At 42.4% G+C, this 20939-nt stretch carries 11 protein-coding genes; 10 read left to right on the top strand and 1 reads right to left on the bottom strand.

The window, feature by feature from the left end:
* Window positions 1–2 precede the first annotated feature (2 nt).
* From DRW42_RS25220 to DRW42_RS25210, 3 genes are read left to right on the top strand one after another with little or no spacing between them, the layout of a single operon-like run.
* Window positions 3–1004, top strand: a complete 1002-nt coding sequence (locus tag DRW42_RS25220; protein ID WP_113951650.1) for a FecR family protein — start codon at window positions 3–5, stop codon at window positions 1002–1004.
* 32 nt (window positions 1005–1036) lie between these two features.
* A complete protein-coding gene (locus tag DRW42_RS25215; protein WP_113951649.1) occupies window positions 1037–4138 on the top strand; it encodes a SusC/RagA family TonB-linked outer membrane protein in 3102 nt (1033 codons plus the stop codon).
* Between the two features lie 7 nt (window positions 4139–4145).
* Window positions 4146–5741 (top strand): SusD/RagB family nutrient-binding outer membrane lipoprotein, encoded by a 1596-nt coding sequence (locus DRW42_RS25210; RefSeq protein ID WP_113951668.1) that lies wholly within the window; start codon window positions 4146–4148, stop codon window positions 5739–5741.
* A 760-nt stretch (window positions 5742–6501) separates the two neighbouring features.
* Here DRW42_RS25210 and DRW42_RS25200 read toward each other — a convergent pair.
* Window positions 6502–7401: an AraC family transcriptional regulator gene (locus tag DRW42_RS25200; protein WP_113951647.1), complete on the bottom strand. Its 900-nt coding sequence runs from the start codon at window positions 7399–7401 to the stop codon at window positions 6502–6504.
* A 377-nt stretch (window positions 7402–7778) separates the two neighbouring features.
* Between DRW42_RS25200 and DRW42_RS25195 the strand changes: the two genes are divergently transcribed.
* From DRW42_RS25195 to DRW42_RS25165, 7 genes are all read left to right on the top strand, one after another.
* Entirely contained in the window at window positions 7779–11078 is a 3300-nt protein-coding gene (locus DRW42_RS25195; RefSeq protein WP_113951646.1) for a SusC/RagA family TonB-linked outer membrane protein, read from the top strand.
* 23 nt (window positions 11079–11101) lie between these two features.
* Window positions 11102–13033: a RagB/SusD family nutrient uptake outer membrane protein gene (locus DRW42_RS25190; protein WP_113951667.1), complete on the top strand. Its 1932-nt coding sequence runs from the start codon at window positions 11102–11104 to the stop codon at window positions 13031–13033.
* Window positions 13034–13069: 36 nt separating this feature from the next.
* Window positions 13070–14296 carry a DUF4959 domain-containing protein gene (locus DRW42_RS25185; RefSeq protein ID WP_113951645.1) on the top strand — a complete coding sequence of 409 codons (1227 nt, stop codon included), beginning with the start codon at window positions 13070–13072 and terminating at the stop codon, window positions 14294–14296.
* 24 nt (window positions 14297–14320) lie between these two features.
* Entirely contained in the window at window positions 14321–15532 is a 1212-nt protein-coding gene (locus tag DRW42_RS25180) for a DUF4998 domain-containing protein (RefSeq protein WP_113951644.1), read from the top strand.
* A gap of 82 nt (window positions 15533–15614) precedes the next feature.
* Window positions 15615–17945 (top strand): glycoside hydrolase family 95 protein, encoded by a 2331-nt coding sequence (locus tag DRW42_RS25175; RefSeq protein ID WP_113951643.1) that lies wholly within the window; start codon window positions 15615–15617, stop codon window positions 17943–17945.
* 36 nt (window positions 17946–17981) lie between these two features.
* Entirely contained in the window at window positions 17982–19007 is a 1026-nt protein-coding gene (locus DRW42_RS25170; protein WP_113951642.1) for an aldose epimerase family protein, read from the top strand.
* Window positions 19004–20923 carry a glycoside hydrolase family 97 protein gene (locus tag DRW42_RS25165; RefSeq protein WP_158544400.1) on the top strand — a complete coding sequence of 640 codons (1920 nt, stop codon included), beginning with the start codon at window positions 19004–19006 and terminating at the stop codon, window positions 20921–20923. Before DRW42_RS25170 ends, DRW42_RS25165 begins: the two co-directional genes overlap by 4 nt.
* The last annotated feature ends 16 nt before the right edge of the window (window positions 20924–20939 follow it).

Below are 20939 nucleotides of genomic sequence, written 5' to 3'. Positions count from 1 at the left end.
AAATGACAGATCAAAGATTTACAGAATTGCTTGGAAAACAATTGGCCGGAGAAATTTCGCCGGATGAATCTGTTGAGCTGAAATCTATTTTGGCCGGTAATCCGGTACTGAAAAATGAACATGATGTGTTACTAGGTTACTTTGAGGCTGAAACTGTTGAAGATGAAAATGCTGATCCTGTTTTCGAGCGGATCAAAGCGCAGATTAAAATTCCCGGTGAACCGGTTTTAACGGTTAGGAAAAACAAGTCGTATGGTACCTGGTTAAAAATTGCCGCAGTTCTGGCGGTTGCATTGGCTGCGGTTCTGATTTATAACCGTGGAATTTTTTCTACCCAACCTGCTTTATTAAATGTACAAACCAGGGCCACAGAAGTTAAAACCCTTGTACTGGCCGATGGCTCTACCGTGAAAATGAATTCGGGCAGCAGCTTAAAATTTCCCGCGCAGTTTAAGGCTGATACCAGGGATGTATATTTATCAGGCGAGGCTTTTTTCGAGGTACAAAAAGATGCTGCACATCCTTTTATTGTGCACACCAGTCAGGTTGCAGTAAAAGTGCTGGGTACCGAATTTGATGTTAAAGCTTATGCAAACGATGCTTTTACCGAAACTACCTTGATCAGGGGGAAGGTATCCGTTTCGCTTAAAAATAATACTGATCAGACTTTTATCTTAAAACCGAATGATAAATTCACCTTATCCAATGGTAAGGGAAGTATTATCCCGTTAAGCCTTTTTGACGGGGCTGGTGCTGATAAAGTAATCGAAACCGCCTGGTTAAACCACGAACTGATTTTTAAAAACAACCGTTTTGATGAGGTGGCCAAACTTTTCGAACGCTGGTATGGTGTTAAAGTAAACTTTAAGGAAAACGATCTTAAAGCAGTAGAATTTACGGCGCATTTTGGAAAAGAAAGCCTTACCGAAGCCTTAAATGTATTAAAACTGATCGAAAATTTTAATTATTCGGTAAAGGGTAAAAATGTGTACATCTACCGTTAACACAAATAGTTAAGCTGTGTATATTTGTAGCCATGAATTGTGCGCAGCGGATCATATTATTAATCGGATTGATTGTTCCGCTATGTGTGCATGCGCAAACCAAAGTAAGCCTGAATTTTAACGAAGCGGGTTTCGAACAGGTAATAGAAGCCATACAGCAGCAAACCATTTATCATTTTGCCTATAGCGAATCCAAAATCCCCAAACACCGCGTATCGGTTAAAGTAGAAGACGAAGAAGCAATAAAAGTAATCGAACAGTTGCTGCTCAACAGTGGTTTTACGTATTCGGTAATGCCCAATAACCTGATTGTAATTCGTAAAAACGTGGATGGCAAATTGACTGCCGATAGCGTACATCTTTTAAAAGAGGTGGTGATTACAGCTTTGGGTATCGAAAAAGACAATCAAAAAGTAGGTTATGCTTTAACAACCATCAGTGGTTCTTCCATCGCCAGGGCGAGGGAAAGTAATATGATTATGGCCCTGCAGGGCAGGGTGGCAGGGCTTAACATTACTGGGGTAAACGGTGGCCCGGGCTCTGCAGCACGGGTACTAATCCGCGGGGTTTCGAGCATGACGGCCGCTTCACCCTTGTTTATCGTAAACGGTGTACCCATTGATAATAGCGTGAGGGGCAGTGCTACTGAATATGGCGGTGCTGATTATGGTGATGGCATCAGCAACATTAACCCTGATGATATCGAAACCATTACCATATTGAAAGGTTCGGCTGCTTCGGCTTTATACGGTGCCAGGGCGGCTAATGGCGTAATCCTCATTAATTTGAAAGGTGGAGGAGAAAATACCAAAGCAAAGCTCGAATACAATACCAACCTTTCTTTTGATGTTCCTGTAAATTCTACTGATTTTCAATATACCTATGGTCAGGGGGCGCAGAATAAACGGCCTAATGATCAGTACAATGCCATTTCTACCAGTTTATTGAGCTGGGGAGAAGTGATGGATGGCAAACTCAGCCCACAGGTTGATGGTTCGATGCGACCATACGCACCCGTTAAAAATAACATCCAGACATTTTATCGTACAGCTCCGGCTTTTATCAATACGCTATCGCTTGTTGGTGGTAATAACCGGAACAATTACCGTGTTTCGGCTTCTAATTTAGATTACAGTTCGTTGCTGATCAACAGTGCTTTAAACCGTAAAACCTTTAATTTTTATGGTACTTTGGCCTTAAGCAACAAACTCTCGTTAAGCCTTACCGGAAATTACATTTACGAAAATAACAAGAACAAAAGTTACCTGAGCGATGGTCCGTTAAATGCGAACTACGGCATTTCGGCGCTGGCCACCAGTGTGGATCAATCGATCCTTGCGCCCGGTTTTGATGCAGAAACAGGTTTCGAAAGCCGCTGGAACCCTGATGAATACAAAACCAATCCTTATTTCCTGATGAATAAGCAGGCCGATTATGCCAAAAGGAACCGTTACATCACTTCGGCCGTTTTGAAATACCAGCTGGCCAGCTGGGCTGCATTTCAGGGGCGTATCGGTTACGATTCGAGCAAGGACGAAGTGGTAAGTATTTTGCCCACAGGGATTGCTTTTTCGATCAACAGGCAGGGCGGGATAAATGCTTACAATCAAAACCATACTTCAGAACTGAACAGCGATATTTTATTCACTGCCACGCAAAATCTTAGCGATAAACTGAACCTCGAACTTTCTGTAGGTGGCAATTACCGCGAGCGGAGGGGCACAACTGAAAAGTTAATAGGTTCGCAATTTAAAATCCCTTATCTCTATGTGCCCGAAAACCTGATTACCAGTACCAAAACACTGGGGGTAACTAAGATTGTTACCGAATCGGCCTATTATACTGCTGATTTAAGCTACCGGCGTTTTCTTAATTTTTCAGTTACGGGGCGTTATGATATCTATTCTACTTTACCTGCCAATAACCGCGGTATATTTGTGCCTGGGGTATCGGGCAGTTTCATTTTTTCTGATCTCCTGAAACTAAAAGGACTCGATTTTGGTAAATTAAGGCTCGATTTTGCCAAAACCAGTGGCGAACCCATTGTGCCTTATACCACGCAGATTTATTATACCATAGATAATCAGGTAAACGGTGTGCCTGTAGGCGGATTTTCTGGCGATCTGCCCAATTACAATCTGAAACCCTTTACACTGAATGAAATAGAGGCCGGTCTTGATCTCAAATTTTTTAACAGCCGGCTGGATATCGATTTTACTTATTTTAACCGCCTTACCCATAACGAAATTATCAATGCCAAACAGTCGGTTACCACAGGTTTCACTTCTGCTTATGTTAACCTTGGCGAAACGCGTAACGCAGGCATAGAGCTGGCTTTGGGTTATACGCCCATCCTTACACAGCATAGCAAGTGGCAGGTTAACCTGAATGTTACCAAGGTAAAAAATACCCTGCTCTCTATCGATGGCAACAGCAATTATACCCTAACAGGCACTTACCGCCCTTTAAATGCCAATACCGCACTGGTGGTGGGCAAACCGATTACGCAGATTATGGCTTATGATTACCTGCGCGATGCCAATGGAAATGTAATCATCGGTTCGGATGGCATACCCAAACGGGGCAATTTTATACCGATGGGTGGTACCATGCCCACTTTGTATGGTGGTATCACCAATAGTTTTAGCTATAAACAGTTTAGTTTTTCTTTTTTAATCGATTATCGTTTTGGGAATAAAATCCTCTCGGCAACCGCTTATTATAGTTATGTACAGGGTTTAAATAAGGCAACCCTGATAGGCAGGGAAAGCGGGATTGTGGCAGATGGGGTGTTGGAAAACGGGCAGAAAAATACCATTAACGTGCCTGCTTATGCTTATTATCCTCAACTGGCCACCAATATTTCGGCCTTAGCGGTGCTTAATGGTAGTTTTATCAAATTAAGGCAGGCTACATTGGGTTACAGTGTTAACCCACGTTATTTAAAAAGAACACCTTTTACCAGTATTGGGATCGACCTCGTAGCGCGGAACCTGTTTACCTTATTAAAATATAGTGATAATGTTGATCCTGAATCACAGTTTTCGCCTACCTTGGGTTATGCAGGTATAGAAGGTGCATCACTGCCTGCCACACGTACATTCGGGATCAATTTTAACTTTAAATTCAAATAAGATGGCGATGAAGAACTTTTGCGTGATGGGCTTATTTTTATTGCTTCTGTTAAACAGCTGTTCCAAGGCAAAGCTGGATGAGATTAATACCGATCCAACTAAATTAACCGAAAACAATTACGATCCCAACAGTTTGCTCGCACAGGCACAGTTAAAATATGGTAACCTGGGTTATTACCAGTTATTGTACCAGAGTACCATGATGCAGTTGCTGGCTTCAAGCTATTATTATTACAACAATGGCGATAAATACATCAATGTGGGCAGTTTTACTGACTATCAGGGGCGTATTTTCGACGAAGGTTATGCCGATGCTTCCTACATCAGGGAAATGCAGCGCCTGGCCAGGCTGAAAGATCCTGTAGCTTATCAAAACCTGATTGCCATTGGCGACATTATGTTTGTGCTGATTTTGCAGCGGATTACCGATACTTACGGCGATGTACCCTATTCGCAGGCTGTTAAAGCCATGCAGGGGATTAAATATCCGGTTTACGACCGTCAGGAAGAAATTTATTCGCAGATGCTGAATGATCTTGATGCGGCTACCCAACAATTGGATACTGAAAAACCTGGTCCTACGGCTGATCTTTTTTACAAAGGCGATATTAACAAATGGAAGAAATTTGGCTATTCCTTAATGTTGAGGGTGGCCATGCGGTTGACCAAAATAGATCCGGCAAAGGCAAGAACCTGGACAGAAAAGGCAGCCGGTAAAACTTTTCAGGGCATTAACGATAATGCAATTATGTTAACGGATGCTTCTTCTTTTAACAGCCAGAACGGCACATCGCTGGCTTTAAGAACCTATTCTGATTACCTCGAAGTACGCTGGAGCAAAACACTCATCGATCAGCTCAAAAATACCAACGACCCACGTTTAGGTATGATTGGCGAAGTACCGAAAGACGGATTGGCCAAAAATGCAGATCAGAACCTCAATGGTAATACCGATGCCAGTATACAACTGGGGATGCCTAACGGGTACGACCTGCAGGGTGGTGATACTGATATCAGCCGTTCGCCCAATTATCCCGGTGGTACTGGCAGCGGAAGCGATTTTGCACCATTGGGTAAATATTCGAGGCCACGCACCGAAGTTTACCTTAAATTGGGCGGACCTATCTTTATCCTCACCTATGCCGAAACCGAGTTTTTACTTGCCGAAGCAAAGGTGAGGGGCTGGAATGTAGATGGCACAGCAAAAGCGCATTATGCCAGCGGATTAACCGGTGCGATACAATCGCTGGCACAGTTAGATCCCTTGGCAACACTCGATGCCAATAAAATTACAACTTTTGTAAACCAGAACCCGCTTGATGAAACCAATACAGAAAGTTCGTTAAATGCCATCAATACGCAATACTGGGTGGCTACAGGAACCAATTTCAACTTTATAGAAGCCTGGTTAAACTGGAAAAGAAGTGCTTACCCTAAGCTGATACCCATAAATTACAAGGGTAATGTAACCAATGGCACTATCCCAAGGCGAATGATTTACCTTTCAACAGAAATCCTGAACAACCCGCAGAATTATAAAGATGCGGTATCGCGGCTTGCCGGTGGCGATGTACTTACAGCAAGGGTGTGGTGGGATAAATGAGGGAGATGAGGGATGAGGGATGAGGGATGAGGGGTGATGTAAGATGGATGATGGAAAATGTAAGATGTAAGATGTAAGATGGGAAAGGGATGATGCTAAAGTCAGAAGACCGAGGTCGGAGGCCTGGGGCGCAAGAAAAAACTTTGTGCCTTCGTGTCTTGGTGGTGAATGATGTAAGGATTTTCCCGCCAATCGTCATTTTGACCGTAGTGGAGAAATCTAATAATGGAAGATGTAAGATGGATGATGGAATAGTCCTAAAGTCAGAAGACCGAGGCCTGAGGCCTGGGGGGCAAGAAAAAACTTTGTGCCTTAGTGTCTTGGTGGTGAATGATGTAAAGATTTTCCCGCCAATCGTCATTTCGACCGTAGTGGAGAAATCTAATGATGGAAGATGTAAGATGGATAATGGAACAGTCCTAAAATCAGAAGACCGAGGTCGGAGGCCTGGTGTACAAAAAAAAACTTTGTGCCTTCGTGTCTTGGTGGTGAATGATGGAAGATGGATAATGGGAAAGGTATGAGCGGGATGTAATTCTGCGGAGATCAGCGAAATCAGCGGGACACAAAATGCTAAAGATTTTCCCGCCAATCGTCATTTCGGGCATCTACTAACGCGATCGTCACCCTGAACTTGTTTCAGGGTCTTTCATGCAAAATGGATCCTGAAATAAATTCAGGATGACGACACTTATTAAACGCTGTACGCTCTGTGCTTTTCTCGGTGATCTCTGTGGTTAAAAGATCGAAACGTTAAAACCTATCGCTTATGCAACTTCTTATACCTCGACGGCGATGTACCCGTAATTAGTTTAAACAACCGCGAAAAATAATACTGATCCGAAAAACCCAGCTCGGCACAGATTTCTTTAATACTCATGTCGCTAAAATATAAGTACTGACAGCTTTCCTGTATTTTAAGCTGGTTAAAATAATTAATGGGCGAACTGCCTGTTTTCTGCTTAAAAGACCTGAGGTAATGTGATGCCGATAAGTTCTGCTGTACGGCAAGATCTTCAACCGTAAACTTCTCCTTCAGGTTTTTCTTCATATAAAGGATAGATTTACTGATGGAGTTGGTATTGTACACATCAGGGTTTACCTCTTTATAATAAATAAACGATGACATAAAATTCAGCAGTTTGATGTTAATAATCTCCATGTCTTTTTCATCAACACTCTGCTCCAGTAAAGTGTAAATCAGGTTAAACTGTTTAATGCGGCTTTCTACAAAAGGCACTTCCTGTACCTGCGTTAAGTTACCCTCTGCAAAGCGGTTAAAGATGCTTTCTGCAATATCGCCGCTAAAATGCGCCCAGAAAATAGTCCACGGACTGGTTTCGTGGCTCTGATACCTATGACTTACGTTTTTTGGGATAATGTAATAGGAATTAGGACTTAATAACAGTTTTTTTCCGAGGATGTTAATGTAGCCGAAACCTTCCGTACAATAAATAAAAATATAATCCTTACTGCCCGATTTCCTTTCAATATCGTGGTTGGCTGCCTTAGGATAATGGCCGATTGCAGTTAAGTAAAAAGTTTTAACAATAGGGTTGTTAACGATCTTCTTCCTGATGTTTGGCGGAAGTACAATACGTTTCTGGCCGATAAAACCCTCTTTGATTTTTTTTCGAGGCTCAATGATTTTTTGCTCCATTAAATTTTAAGAAGAATGGGATATATAGGGATTTGGTTAGTGTTAACAATAAACGTATTAATAACGGATTTATGGCTAAAGCATAACAATATAGGTATTTATGGTTTAAAACTGAATTGATTTTATACAAAAATTGATATTTTTTTTATCAGTACAAAATTTTAAGTCAATGATCATATTGTCCATCTTTTTTTTGGGTTTATCCATTTTAAAAGGAATCGATCTATCCTAAGTTTACCAAACCAAATATAACTGATATGATTGTAACCCTACCCAATTCCCAAACTGCACAAAGTTTTACCGTATCCATTAAGCGCAATTAAAATGAGCTATACGAATACAGAAAACAATATCTAAAATCCCTAACCAAATAATTTATGAAGTCATTTTTTACTAATTCGGACATTAGGTGGCTCTGCCGGAAACATGTTTTTCTAAATGTGTTAAAATGCATCCCGTTTTTGTTCTTTGTTTTTATGGGTCTGCAGGTAACTGCGCAGACTAAAGCAACTGTTACCGGAACCGTAAGAGACACCACGGGCGTAGCCTTACCAGGCGTAACCATCACCGTCGAAAACAGTAAAACCGGTACACAAACCGATAACAACGGTAAGTTCGTAATCGATGTGGCCAAAGGCGGGGCACTTCGTGTAGCCCTGGTTGGTTATACCGCAAAGCGCATTGTAGTAACCGAAAGCACGGTATATAATGTAGTGCTGAAAGAATCGGTGGTACAGATGGCCGATGAAGTGGTTATTACCGCAATGGGCCAGAAACAGCGGAAAGAAGCTGTTGTAGGTTCGGTAACCACCATTAAACCTGGCGATTTAAAAATACCCGCCAGTAACCTCACCAATGCACTTGCGGGGCAGGCTGCCGGTATTATTGCCTACCAGCGCAGCGGGCAGCCCGGGCAGGATAATGCCTCTTTCTTTATCCGTGGGGTAACTACCTTCGGTTATAAACAGGATCCGTTGATTTTGATTGATAACGTGGAGTTAACGCCCAACGATCTTGCCCGTTTACAAACCGACGATATTGCCAGTTTCTCTATTTTAAAGGATGCCAGTGCCACAGCACTTTATGGTGCCCGTGGTGCAAACGGTGTAATTTTGGTTAGTACAAAAGAAGGTAGAGAGGGGAAAGCCAAAATCAATTTCCGTTCCGAATATTCTTTGTCGCAATCTACCCAAACACTCAACCTGGTAGATCCGATCCAGTATATGGAACTGTATAATGAGGCTTCGTTAACACGTAACCCAACTTTGCCTTTGCCTTTTAACCAAACCAAAATAGATAATACCCGTGCTACAATAAATAACAGTCCAGGCAGCAATCAATATGTATATCCGGCTGTCGACTGGATCGATATGTTGTTTAAAAAGAGGGCCACTACCCAGCGTAATAATTTAAGTATCAGTGGAGGTGGTGGTGTGGCCAAATATTACGTTTCCGGTTCATATAATATTGATAACGGGATCTTAAAAACAGATATCCGTAACAATAATGAGAACAACGTAAACTTTAAAAACTACCAGTTACGTTCCAATATCAATATCAACCTGAGCAAAACAACAGAGTTGATTGTAAGGCTTTCGGGTACTTTTAGCGATTATAACGGTCCTATAACCTTAGATGGTTCTTTCGCATCTGATTTATATGCTATTGCCTCACATGCCAGTCCGGTATTGTTCCCTGCATATTATCCTGCTGACGAAGTAAATGCAGGTGCAAACCATATTTTGTTTGGTAACGTGGGCGGGCCCGATGGTACCAAAAACAACAGTATCCTTTATCCAAACGGAAACCCTTATGCGCAGCTTTTAAAAGGACATAAAAGTTCTTCCGAATCGCGTATGTCGGCACAGCTGGAGCTTAACCAGGATTTTAAATTCATTACCGAAGGGCTTAAATTAAGAACCGTATTTAATACCAACAGGTATTCTTATTTTGATTCGCAGCTGGCCTATTCACCGTATTTTTACAGTGCCGATAGCTACGATAAAGTAAACAACAGCTATAGCTTAACCTGGCTAAACCCTAAAAATAATGTAAGCAATAATGTGCCAACCGAATACCTGGTATACAACAGGAGCGAGCCTAATGCCAACTCTTTTTTCTATTTCCAGGGCGCTATAGATTATAATCGCAAATTCGGAAACCATACGGTAAGCTCAACTATTATTGGTACGGCACAGCAAACTTTGTACTCAAGTGCAAGAGATCCGCGTACCAATACCACTACATTACCCTATTCGCTACCTTTCCGTAACATGGGGGTAGCCGGCAGGGCAACCTATTCATTTAAAGACAGGTACTTTGTAGAGTTTAACTTTGGTTTAAACGGATCTGAACGTTTCTCTGCCGAACACCGTTACGGGTTTTTCCCTACCATCGGTGGGGCATGGGTGCCATCAAACGAAGCTTTCTGGCCTAAGAACGATTATGTTAACCGGTTAAAAATACGCTTTAGTCATGGTTTGGTGGGTAACGATGCCATTGGCTCGCAGCGCTTTTTCTACCTTTCGGATGTTAACCTTAACGGTGGTAATTTTGCGCAGTTCGGTATCAACAACGGCAACCAGCTTAACGGGGTATCGATCAGGAGTTACGCCAACTCCAATATTACCTGGGAAACATCCAGACAAACCAACTTGGCTACTGAAATTACGCTGTTAAAAAACTTTAACATCATTGCCGAGATTTATAAAAACCACCGTTATGATATCCTGCGTAAAAGGAATATCCCCTCTACCGAAGGTTTCGAAACTGATGTGTTAACCAATCTGGGTGAAGTAGATTCGAAAGGTATTGACTTGTCGGTTGATTATAAACAAACATTCAATAACGGGCTTTGGGGCGCTATCCGTGGAAACTTTACTTATTCTACCAACAAATACGGTTATATAGAAGAACCAAACTATCCTGAAACCTGGAGGCATTTTATCGGCCAGCCTATCAGCAGGGGGTATGGCTACATTGCCGAACGTTTGTTTGTGGATGATGCCGAAGTAAAAAACTCGCCTACACAACAGTTTAATACCAGCGATGCTTATGGTAACAGCATTACAGGTGCTGTGCCAAGAGGTGGCGATATTAAATACCGCGATTTGAATGGCGATGGCAGGATTGACGACCTGGATATGGTATTTATGGGTTATCCAACCACGCCCGAAATTGTATATGGATTTGGTTTCTCAACCGGTTATAAAGGCTTCGATCTTTCTGCATTCTTCCAGGGGCAGGCAAGGGTATCCTTCTTTATCGATCCGAGAACAACAAGTCCGTTTTTGGAGCGTAACGTAGCTTATGTAGAAGGCAGGGCACAGGTATTACAGGCTTATGCAGACAGTCACTGGTCGGAAGAAAACCAGGATTTATTTGCCACTTATCCGCGTTTGGGTACCAGCTCGGCCGTAGTGGCCAATAACCTCCAGTCGAGTTCTTGGTGGTTAAGGGACGGCAGTTTCATCAGGTTAAAATCGGTTGAGGTAGGTTACACCCTTCCAAAAAACATATTAAAAACCCTGAGGCTTTCTAACTGCCGCGTATACCTTAATGGTTTAAACCTGGTTACCTGGAGCAAATTTAAAATGTGGGATCCCGAACTGGGCGGCAATGGATTCGCTTATCCCATCCAGAAAGTATTCAATTTCGGTTTAAACGTGGGTTTATAATGCTAACAGAAAAAATAAAAGATATGAAATTCTATTATAAAATGATCTGCCTGGTTGTGCTTTGTATCGCGGGCACATCATGTAAAAAATATCTGGATGTTGTTCCTAATAACGTTGGTACGCTTGATTATGCCTTCTCGAACAGAAATGAGGCAGAAAACTACCTTTTCGGTTGCTACAATACCTTTCAGACTTTAAACCGCGAGGTGGTAAACAATGTGGGTTTTGTTACCTCTTCTGAAATTATTTATCCAAACCTGGATGACAATCCTTTTAATAAAATTACTGGTCCGGGTTTTAAACTGATCAGGGGAGGGGTGCAGAATGTATCCAGTCCGGTAATCGATCACTGGACCGGTAATAACGGTGGACAGAATATTTATGTTGCCCTACGGAGGTGTAACATCATGCTCGAAAACATCAACAAACCTTTCGACCTGAAAGATGATGAAAAGAAGAGGTGGATTGCCGAAATTAAATTTTTAAAAGCCTATTATCATTATTACCTCATCAGGTTATACGGGCCGATTGTGCTGATTAAAGAAAACCGCCCAATTGATGGTCCGATTGAAGATACAAAGGTTAAACGCGCCACTGTTGACGAATCTTTCGCTTATGTAGATCAATTGCTTAACGAAGCTGTTGTTGATCTGCCATCGGTTGTGGTAAACCCGCTTTTAGAATATGGCCGTGCCACCAAATCAATGGGACTGGCTTTAAAAGCAGAAGCACTTACCACTGCGGCAAGCCCGTTGTTTAACGGTAACCCCGATTTTGCAGGTTTCAGGGATAAAGATGGTAAAAACCTTTTTTCTACTGCTGCTGATCCGCAGAAATGGAGCCTGGCCGCAAAAGCCTGTAAAGCCGCCATTGATGAGTTTGAAAAGCAGGGCGGTGCATTATACAACCTGGTGCCAAACAATAAAGTAGAAAATGTTTCGGATAAATTGAAACGTGTGCTCACCATACAGATGGTAATTGCCGAAAAACGCGATCAGAATCCGGAGTTGATCTGGGGATCACAATATGGTTTCGATTATCAGGGATATGTATTTCCTAAACTAACATCTGATGCTGTTTCTTTTGGTAACGAACAGCCTTCTAACTGGTCGGTTCCACTTTCAACTACCGAATTATTTTATACTAAAAATGGTGTACCTATTAACGAGGATAATACCGGTGTATTCGATTACGCCAACCGAAATACCTCACAGTTTGGTGATGCTGATAATCAATCTTACATCAAACAGGGTTACGAAACCGCAAAGGCAAACTTTAACCGCGAGCCAAGGTTTTATGCCGATTTAGGTTTTGATGGCGGGATCTGGTTCGGAAACGATAAACGGAATGAAAGCGATGCTTTTTACGTACAGGGAAGAGGACCATTTGCCATTGCCGGACCAAAAAGTCAGTTTGCAACCAACATTACCGGTTACTGGCCTAAAAAACTGGTGCCATACCTGTCTATCATGAACAATGGTATCCAGTTCGAAACTTTTTATTTACCTGTAGTGCGTTTAGGTGGCCTGTATTTACTTTATGCAGAAGCATTGAATGAAGAAGGAACTGCACCTAAAGCTGATATTTTGACCTGGGTAGATAAAGTACGTAACAGGGCCGGTTTACAGGGTGTTGCAACCTCATGGCAAAACTACTCTAAAAACCCTACTAAACCCGATACTAAAGAAGGCCGCCGTGAGATTATCCACCAGGAAAGAAGGATTGAACTGTGTTTCGAAGGGCAGGCCGGATGGGACCTGCGCCGCTGGAAAGAATTACAGGGCGTGTTGAGCAGACCATTGCAGGGCTGGAACGTAAACGAAGGCAGTGCAGTTAACTATTATCGCCCAAGAACAGTTGCAGTGCCATTTTTTGGTCTGAAGGATTATTTCTGGCCAATTAAAAATTCTGAAGTGGTGATCAATGAGAACCTCGTACAGAATCCATTCTGGTAGACATCAATTTTGAAGGTTAATATTCAACTATAGATTATGAAAAAGATTAATTACAGAAAAAACCTTGTGTTTTTGACCTTAGCGGTGGCCCTGGTAACCCTGTTTTTTGCTTCTTGTAAAACAGAAGAAAACAGTTTTCAGGCTGTTTCTGATGATATGACAAAACCGGGTCCGGTAAGCAATGCCAAAGTGGAAAACATTAATGGTGCGGCAAGAATTACCTATAGCTTACCCAATTCGAAAAACCTTTTATACGTTTTGGCCCGCTATGCCATTAACGATAACCGTACAAGAGAAACCAAATCGAGTTATTACACCGATACCATTATGGTTGATGGTTTTGCAAGGGAAAAGGACTATGATGTTACTTTATATGCCGTAAGCCGTGCCAACGTAATGTCTGATCCGGTTGTGGTAAAAGTTCACCCCAAAACACCAAATTATATTGCCGTTAACACCGCATTTAATATTACGCCCGATTTTGGCGGGGCCAGTTTCTTTGGCTTAAACCCGAACAGGGCAGCGCTTTCGGTACACCTGCTGGTATATAACGATAAAACAAAATCGTTTGATGAGCAGGATCCCGAGTATGTAAGTTCTGATACCATTGATGTTTCTATCCGCAACCTTAACCCGGTGCCTTACAAAGTTGGGGTATACACCAAAGACCGTTTTGGCAATACTTCCGATACGGTAATCAAAACCCTTACCCCGCTGTTCGAAACCTTATTGGATAAGAGCAAAATGGCTACGTACCGTTTGCCAAGTGATGCACCGATTTATCCGGGATGGGATTTCAAATATTTCTTTGATGGCAGTTTGGGCGAACCGGGCTGGCACACCTTAAGCTCGCCGCGTACTTTTGGTACCATGAGTTTAGGTGTTAATGCCAAAATAAGCCGTTTTGTAATCTGGCAAAGGCCAAACGAATATTATGGTTATCAGAATACCCGGAAATTTACTTTCTGGGGTTCAACCAAAACCAATCCTGCCGATTCTCCTTTGCCAACCGGATCGGCTGAAGGTACCGTAGCCGGCGACTGGGTAAACCTGGGCAATTTTGTTTTCCCTAATCCACCTTCGGGTTTAGCCCCTAACCAGGCAAATGATGCCGATAAAGCATTTGTGGCCAAAGGCGTAAACTTTAAAATGCCGCGTACCGCACAGCCGGTAAAATACCTCAGGTATGAAGTTACCCAAACCTGGGGTGGTTTAGATTATGTACACGCATTGGAAATCAATCTGTACGGAAGTGTTCAGTAATAATCAGTATATAAGAAATAGATCATGAAAACTATAGTTAAAATCGCGTTCATCTGCTTCATATCCCTTGCTGTTATTGGCTGTAAAAAGTATGCTGATGATTATAAAGATTTCCTGGATAATAAAGAGATTAAATATTCAGGCAAAATTGCAAAGGCAGGTTACAATACAGGTAACCTGCGGGCACAGCTGGTATGGAACCCAAGTCCCGATCCGAGTATTAGCAAATATGTAATTACCTGGAACAACGGTGCCAGTAAATTAGAGGTACCGGCTACTTCGCACAACCCGAGCGATGTGGTAAAAGTAATTATTCCAAATCTCGATGAGTATGTATACACGTTTTCGGTAGTATCGTACGACAGCGATGGCAATAAATCCATTGCTACCGAAATCAACAATGTAAGGGTGTATGGGGCAACCTATATTTCAACTTTGCTTAACAGAAGCGTAAACGCCACCGAGCCTTATACTTTCCTGGCAGATGGTACTTTGCGTTTAAACTTTAATAAAAGGGATACCATGAATGTGGCTACCACCATCCGTTATACCAACAGTGCGGGTACTACAGAAGAGAGGCAGTTATTGGCTGATGATAATTCGATCATCATCCCAAACTACAAGTTGGGTACAAACATTCAATTCCGTTCTTCGTATTATCCTGAAATAGGATCTATCGATGCCTTTAATGCAGCACAGTTTACCGATTTCCCTGTGATTATCAAGGTTACAGAATGTGATAAATCACTGTTTAAAGAATTAAGGCTTCCAACTGATATTGCATCCGAATATGGCTGGATATTACCACATGTGTGGGATAACATTAAAGGGCAAGACCAGGGTTTCCATACCGGTGGATCGGGCATGCCACAGTGGTTTACCTTCGATATGGGCCAGCAGGTGCAATTAGATAATTTTAGGTTATGGCAACGCGAAAATGCCTTGTACAGTGTAGGTAACATAAAAGTATTCGAAGTTTGGGGTAGCAACAACCCTAATGCAGATGGTACCTGGGCCAGCTGGACAAAACTACAAACCTTTACTTCTTTCAAACCTTCAGGTTTACCTAAAGGACAAAATACCGATGCCGATAAAGCATTTGCCCAGGCGGGTGAGAAATTTACTTTCCCTACCAATATTTCAACTTACAGATACCTGCGCTTTAAAGTGCTCGAAACATGGGGGGGCGAAGGTTATCTCCACTTTAGCGAGTTCACTTTTTATAAACGTAACTAATTGAGTATGCTGTGCCGCCATTTAGTTTTAGGTTGGGTGGCGCAGCTTTACTTTTCCGATTTCCCGATTGCAAAACACACAAATGAAAAAACTGATCTATACCATAATTATTTGCTTTTTTATGCTTTCAACTGGCTTTGCCCGGCAGAAACCATTTAAGCTATGGTACGATAAACCTGCCAGCCGCTGGGAAGAAACGCTGCCTTTGGGCAATGGCCGTTTGGGCATGATGCCCGATGGCGGTGTAAACAACGAGCAGGTGGTACTGAATGATATTACCCTTTGGTCTGGCGCACCTCAGGATGCCAACAATTACCAAGCCTATAAAAATCTGCCCGAAATCAGGAGGCTGATCCTTGAAGGTAAAAACGATGAGGCCCAAAACCTGGTGAACCAGAATTTTGTATGTACCGGTAAAGGATCGGGTGGCGCTAACTGGGGCTGTTTCCAGCTATTGGGCAACCTCGATATCAAATATCAGTACGATGGAAAGGATAAAAAACCAACTGCCTACAAAAGAGAACTTCAGCTGAACAATGCCATTGCCATTACCAACTTTACGATCAATAACGTACATTTTAAAAGGGAATATTTTACCAGTTTTAGTGGCGATGTGGCCATCATCAGGATTACTGCCGATAAACCCGGGCAAATTAATGCGATACTTTCTCTTAACCGCCCTGAGTGTGGTGACAGCCAGGTAAAAGGAAACCGCATCGAACTGTCAGGTCAGCTGGATAATGGTATCGATGGCAAAGGAATGGAGTACCTCACCTTATTGGAGCCTGTAATTTCTGGTGGTAAAATCAATAAAGATGGTAAAACATTGGAAGTAAGACAAGCCAATATGCTCACCATTTATTTGTCCACCAAAACCAGTTATAAGGATAATAAATTCAGGCAAAACGCGACTCTTTTGCTCGATAAAGCCCTAAAACAAGATTATGCTGCCGAAAAATTAAAACACCAGCAGGTTTTTCAGAAATTGTTTAACAGGTTGGATATCGACCTTGGAACAGGCGAAAATAGCGCTTTAAGTACCGATAAACGTCTGGCTTTGTATTACAAGAATCCAGAAGCCGATTTACAGTTACCGGCCCTGTTTTTTCAATATGGCAGGTACCTCAGTATTTCGAGTATACGTGTAGGGCTTTTGCCACCAAACCTGCAGGGGCTTTGGGCAAACCAGATCCACACCCCATGGAACGGCGATTACCATTTGGATGTGAACGTGCAGATGAACCACTGGCCCTTAGAAGTAGTTAATTTATCAGAGCTGAACCTTCCCCTGGCCGATCTGGTAGGGAATATGGTACCTAACGGACAAAAAACAGCTAAAGCTTATTACAATGCCAATGGCTGGATTGCACACGTGATTACCAATATCTGGGGTTTTACCGAACCTGGCGAAAGTGCCTCATGGGGCGTGGCCAATGCAGGTTCGGGCTGGTTATGCAATAACCTTTGGGATCATTATGCCTTTAGTAAAGACCTCAGGTACCTTAAAAAAATATACCCGATTATTAAAGGTTCGGCACAGTTTTACAGCAGTGTGCTGGTTGCCGACCCAAAAACAGGCTGGATGATGACGGCACCATCGGTATCGCCTGAGAATAGTTTCTACATGCCAAATGGTAAAACAGCCAATGTAACCATTGGCCCAACCATCGATAACCAGATTGTTAGAGAACTTTTTACCAATGTAATCGATGCTGCTAAAACCCTCGGATTAGATGCCGAACTGCAAAAATCACTTCAGCATAAACTAAGTATGCTTCCACCTGCAGGCAGGGTTTCTAAAGGTGGCCGTATTATGGAATGGATTGAAGATTATAAGGAAACCGACCAGCAGCACCGCCATATTTCCCATTTGTATGGCTTATATCCCGCTTCGTTAATCACTATAGATGCTACACCAGATCTGGCCGAAGCCTCTAAAAAAACACTTAATGTGCGTGGCGATGATGGACCAAGCTGGTCAATAGCCTACAAATTATTATTCTGGGCAAGATTGCGTGATGGAAACAGGGCATTTAAATTGTTTAGGGAACTGTTAAAACCTACGCAGCGTACCGACATCAACTATGGTGCTGGTGGGGGCGTGTACGATAACCTGCTTTCTGCCGGACCTCCTTTCCAGATTGACGGGAACTTTGGTGCCACGGCCGGTATCGCAGAAATGCTGATCCAGAGTCACGAAGGTTACATCAGTTTATTGCCTGCCATACCCGATGCCTGGAAAAAATACGGAAACGTTAAAGGTTTAAAGGCAAGGGGCAATTATACCATCAATTTAAGCTGGAAAGATGGTGTGGTAACCAGTTACCAGGTTTTTTCGACCAATGGAAGTCGGGTGAAAGTTAAAGTAAACGGGAAACTGATTGATGTGGTTTCTTCTAAAAAAACAGGTTAAGCAAAGCGATTTGTTTCTTACATCTACCAAAGTATAATGAACATTACCAATACAAAAGAAGATCATATCATCACCAGGGTAAATGAGGCCAGGCTCATTAAAATCACTAATAACCATGGCGCATCCATTTCGCTTAGCAATTATGGCGCTACTCTGGTATCGGCGCTTATGCCCAATAAAAATGGCTTGCTTGCCGAGGTGGTATTGGGCTTTGCCCAATTGCATGATTATTTTGATGATCAGAATTACCTTGGGGCAACCATTGGCCGTTTTGCCAACCGCATCGCCAATGGAAAATTTGAGCTTGACGGCAAAACTTTTCAACTGCATACCAATGATGGTGAGCACACGAATCATAGCGGAGCCAACGGATTTAGCAATAAGTTATTTGATTACCAAACAGTCGGTAATAAGGTTATCTTTTCATTATACAGCGAAGATGGTGAAGGTGGTTTCCCAGGCGATCTGCATTGCTCGGTATCGTACGAGCTAACAGATAAAAATGAAATCCTGATCAATTTCAAGGCACATTCCAACAAGAAAACCATTGTAAGTTTAACCAATCATGCTTATTTTAATTTAAGCGGCAAACAGACTGATATTTTCGACCACCATTTATACATTCCTGCAAAAAAAATGCTCGAAATGGATGACGAATATCTCCCAACGGGAAAAATCATCCCCACAGACAAAAATACTTTCGAAGGACAGCAGATAGGAGAAGTAATTACCGCAAATAACCACATAGGCCTCAATAATTATTATGTGCTCGAAAAGCAGACACCAGCAGAAGTTGTTCTGGCAGCCGAGCTTTCGCATACCGCTTCGGGCAGAAGGTTAAAGGTTTTTACCGATAGTTATGGCGTGCTGTTGTACACCGGCGACTTTTTAGAAACTACAGCGCCTGGTCATAACGGTAAACCTTATACCGCATTTAACGGGTTATGCCTCGAATGCCAGCATTATCCCGATGCCCCAAACCAACAAATTGCACCTGCCGTAACCATAGAAAAAGGGGCAGTTTACCAACAGAAAATTATTTACCAGTTCGATACGATATGACGATGAGACTTTTTTTACCTCCTTTTTTAATACTCTTTTTACTTGCTAAAATCACTTTTGCGCAGAAAAATTATACCCTAAGCTCACCCGATGGAAACATTGCGGTTAACATTAGCAGTGATAAAACTTTAGGTTATTCGGTTAGGCTAAAACAAAAGGAAATTATTGCTTTTTCGCCTATAGGTATGGAAATGGATAACGAAAACCTGGGCAATGGCGATATTCCCGATAAAACATCCAACCAGAAAACAGCCCGTTACAATGCCTTAACCCTAAGTTTCGGTAAACGTTATGATGTGGTTTTCAGGTTATATAACGAGGGTTTTGCTTATCGTTTTATCACTCATTTAAAAGATTCGGTTAAGGTGATTAACGAAACGGCCACCTTTAACATTAACCCAAAAGCTGCGGCAATATTACAGGAAACCGATAATTATACCACCTGGGAAGGTGTTTATACCAAATCGGATGCAGTAGAAACGATTACAAATGGAAAGAGGGGCACAACGCCTGCACTTTTTGCTTATCCTGAAGGAACCAAGGTAATTGTTGCCGAATCTGATCTTTTTGATTATCCCGGCATGTATATTAAAAAAGAAAAAGCTGGCTTTGTTGGCGAATGGGCTCAATTGCCATCACTTGCTGTACCCGGCAGCTGGGGCAATTTTGTTTCCGTAGTGAAACAGCGTTTTCCTTTTATTGCCAAAACAACTGGCGAGCGAAGCTATCCCTGGCGAATTGCCATCATCGCTACTGATGATAAACAATTGTTGACCAATCACCTCGTTACCGAACTGGCTACCCCATCAAAAATTAAAGATACCAAATGGATTAAACCCGGGAAAGCCGCCTGGGAATGGTGGCACGATGCCTTACTGCCCGGAGCTCCGATCCCATCGGGAATGGATAACCGCAATACCGCACTTTATAACTATTATGTAGATTTTGCGGCCAAATACAAACTTGAGTATTTAATGGTTGATGCAGGTTGGTCTAACAATTATGATTTGACCAAAATCAACCCTAAAAATGATATCAAATCCGTTATTGCCAATGCGAAATCTAAAAATGTAGGCGTGTTTTTATGGTGTGTGGCCACTACCTTACTTAAAGACCTGGATAAAAACCTCGATTTTGTACAGTCCTTAGGTGCTGCGGGATTAAAAGTAGATTTTATCGACCGCGACGATCAGGAAGCGATTAAATGGTTCGAGATCATTGCAAAAGCAGCGGCCAAAAGAAAACTGATGATCAATTTTCACGGCTGCAGTAAACCCACCGGGCTCGAAAAAACCTATCCGAATATTGTAAACTATGAAGCGGTTAGGGGCGCCGAATCTGATAAATGGGATTATACCATTAACCCTGATTTGCACCTGTTAACTCCTTTTATCCGCATGCTGGCAGGTCCGTTTGATTATACGCCCGGTGCAATGCGCAACAAAACCAAAGAAACTTTTAAACCTGTTGATCCGGGATTACCATCCGGTCAGGGTACACGCTGCCACGAACTGGCCATGTACGTGATTTATCATCAGCCACTGGCCATGTTATCCGATTCGCCAAGCGCTTACATGAAAGAAGATACCATTATGCGTTATTTGTCGGCAGTACCTACTGTTTACGACGAGGAAAAAGCACTTTCTGCAAAACTGGGCGAAGAAGTAGTAATGGCCAAAAGAAAAGGTAAAACCTGGTATGTTGGCGGCATGGGTAACTGGAACGAGCATCAGGTAAACGTCGATTTTTCTTTCCTGCCATCAGGACAGTTCCAGGCAGAAATTTATAGCGATGCGCCAAATGCCAATACCGATGCAACCGCCTATAGCTACAAAATCATTACCGTGGACCAAAAAACCGTTTTGCCAGTTAACATGGCAAAGGGCGGAGGTTTTGCCATCATTATCCACCTTTAATTTTAGATCGTTTATT

Origin of the sequence: Pedobacter miscanthi, assembly GCF_003315595.1 — a bacterium.
Lineage (GTDB): Bacteria > Bacteroidota > Bacteroidia > Sphingobacteriales > Sphingobacteriaceae > Pedobacter > Pedobacter miscanthi.
This window is presented reverse-complemented; position numbering and strand designations above follow the sequence as displayed.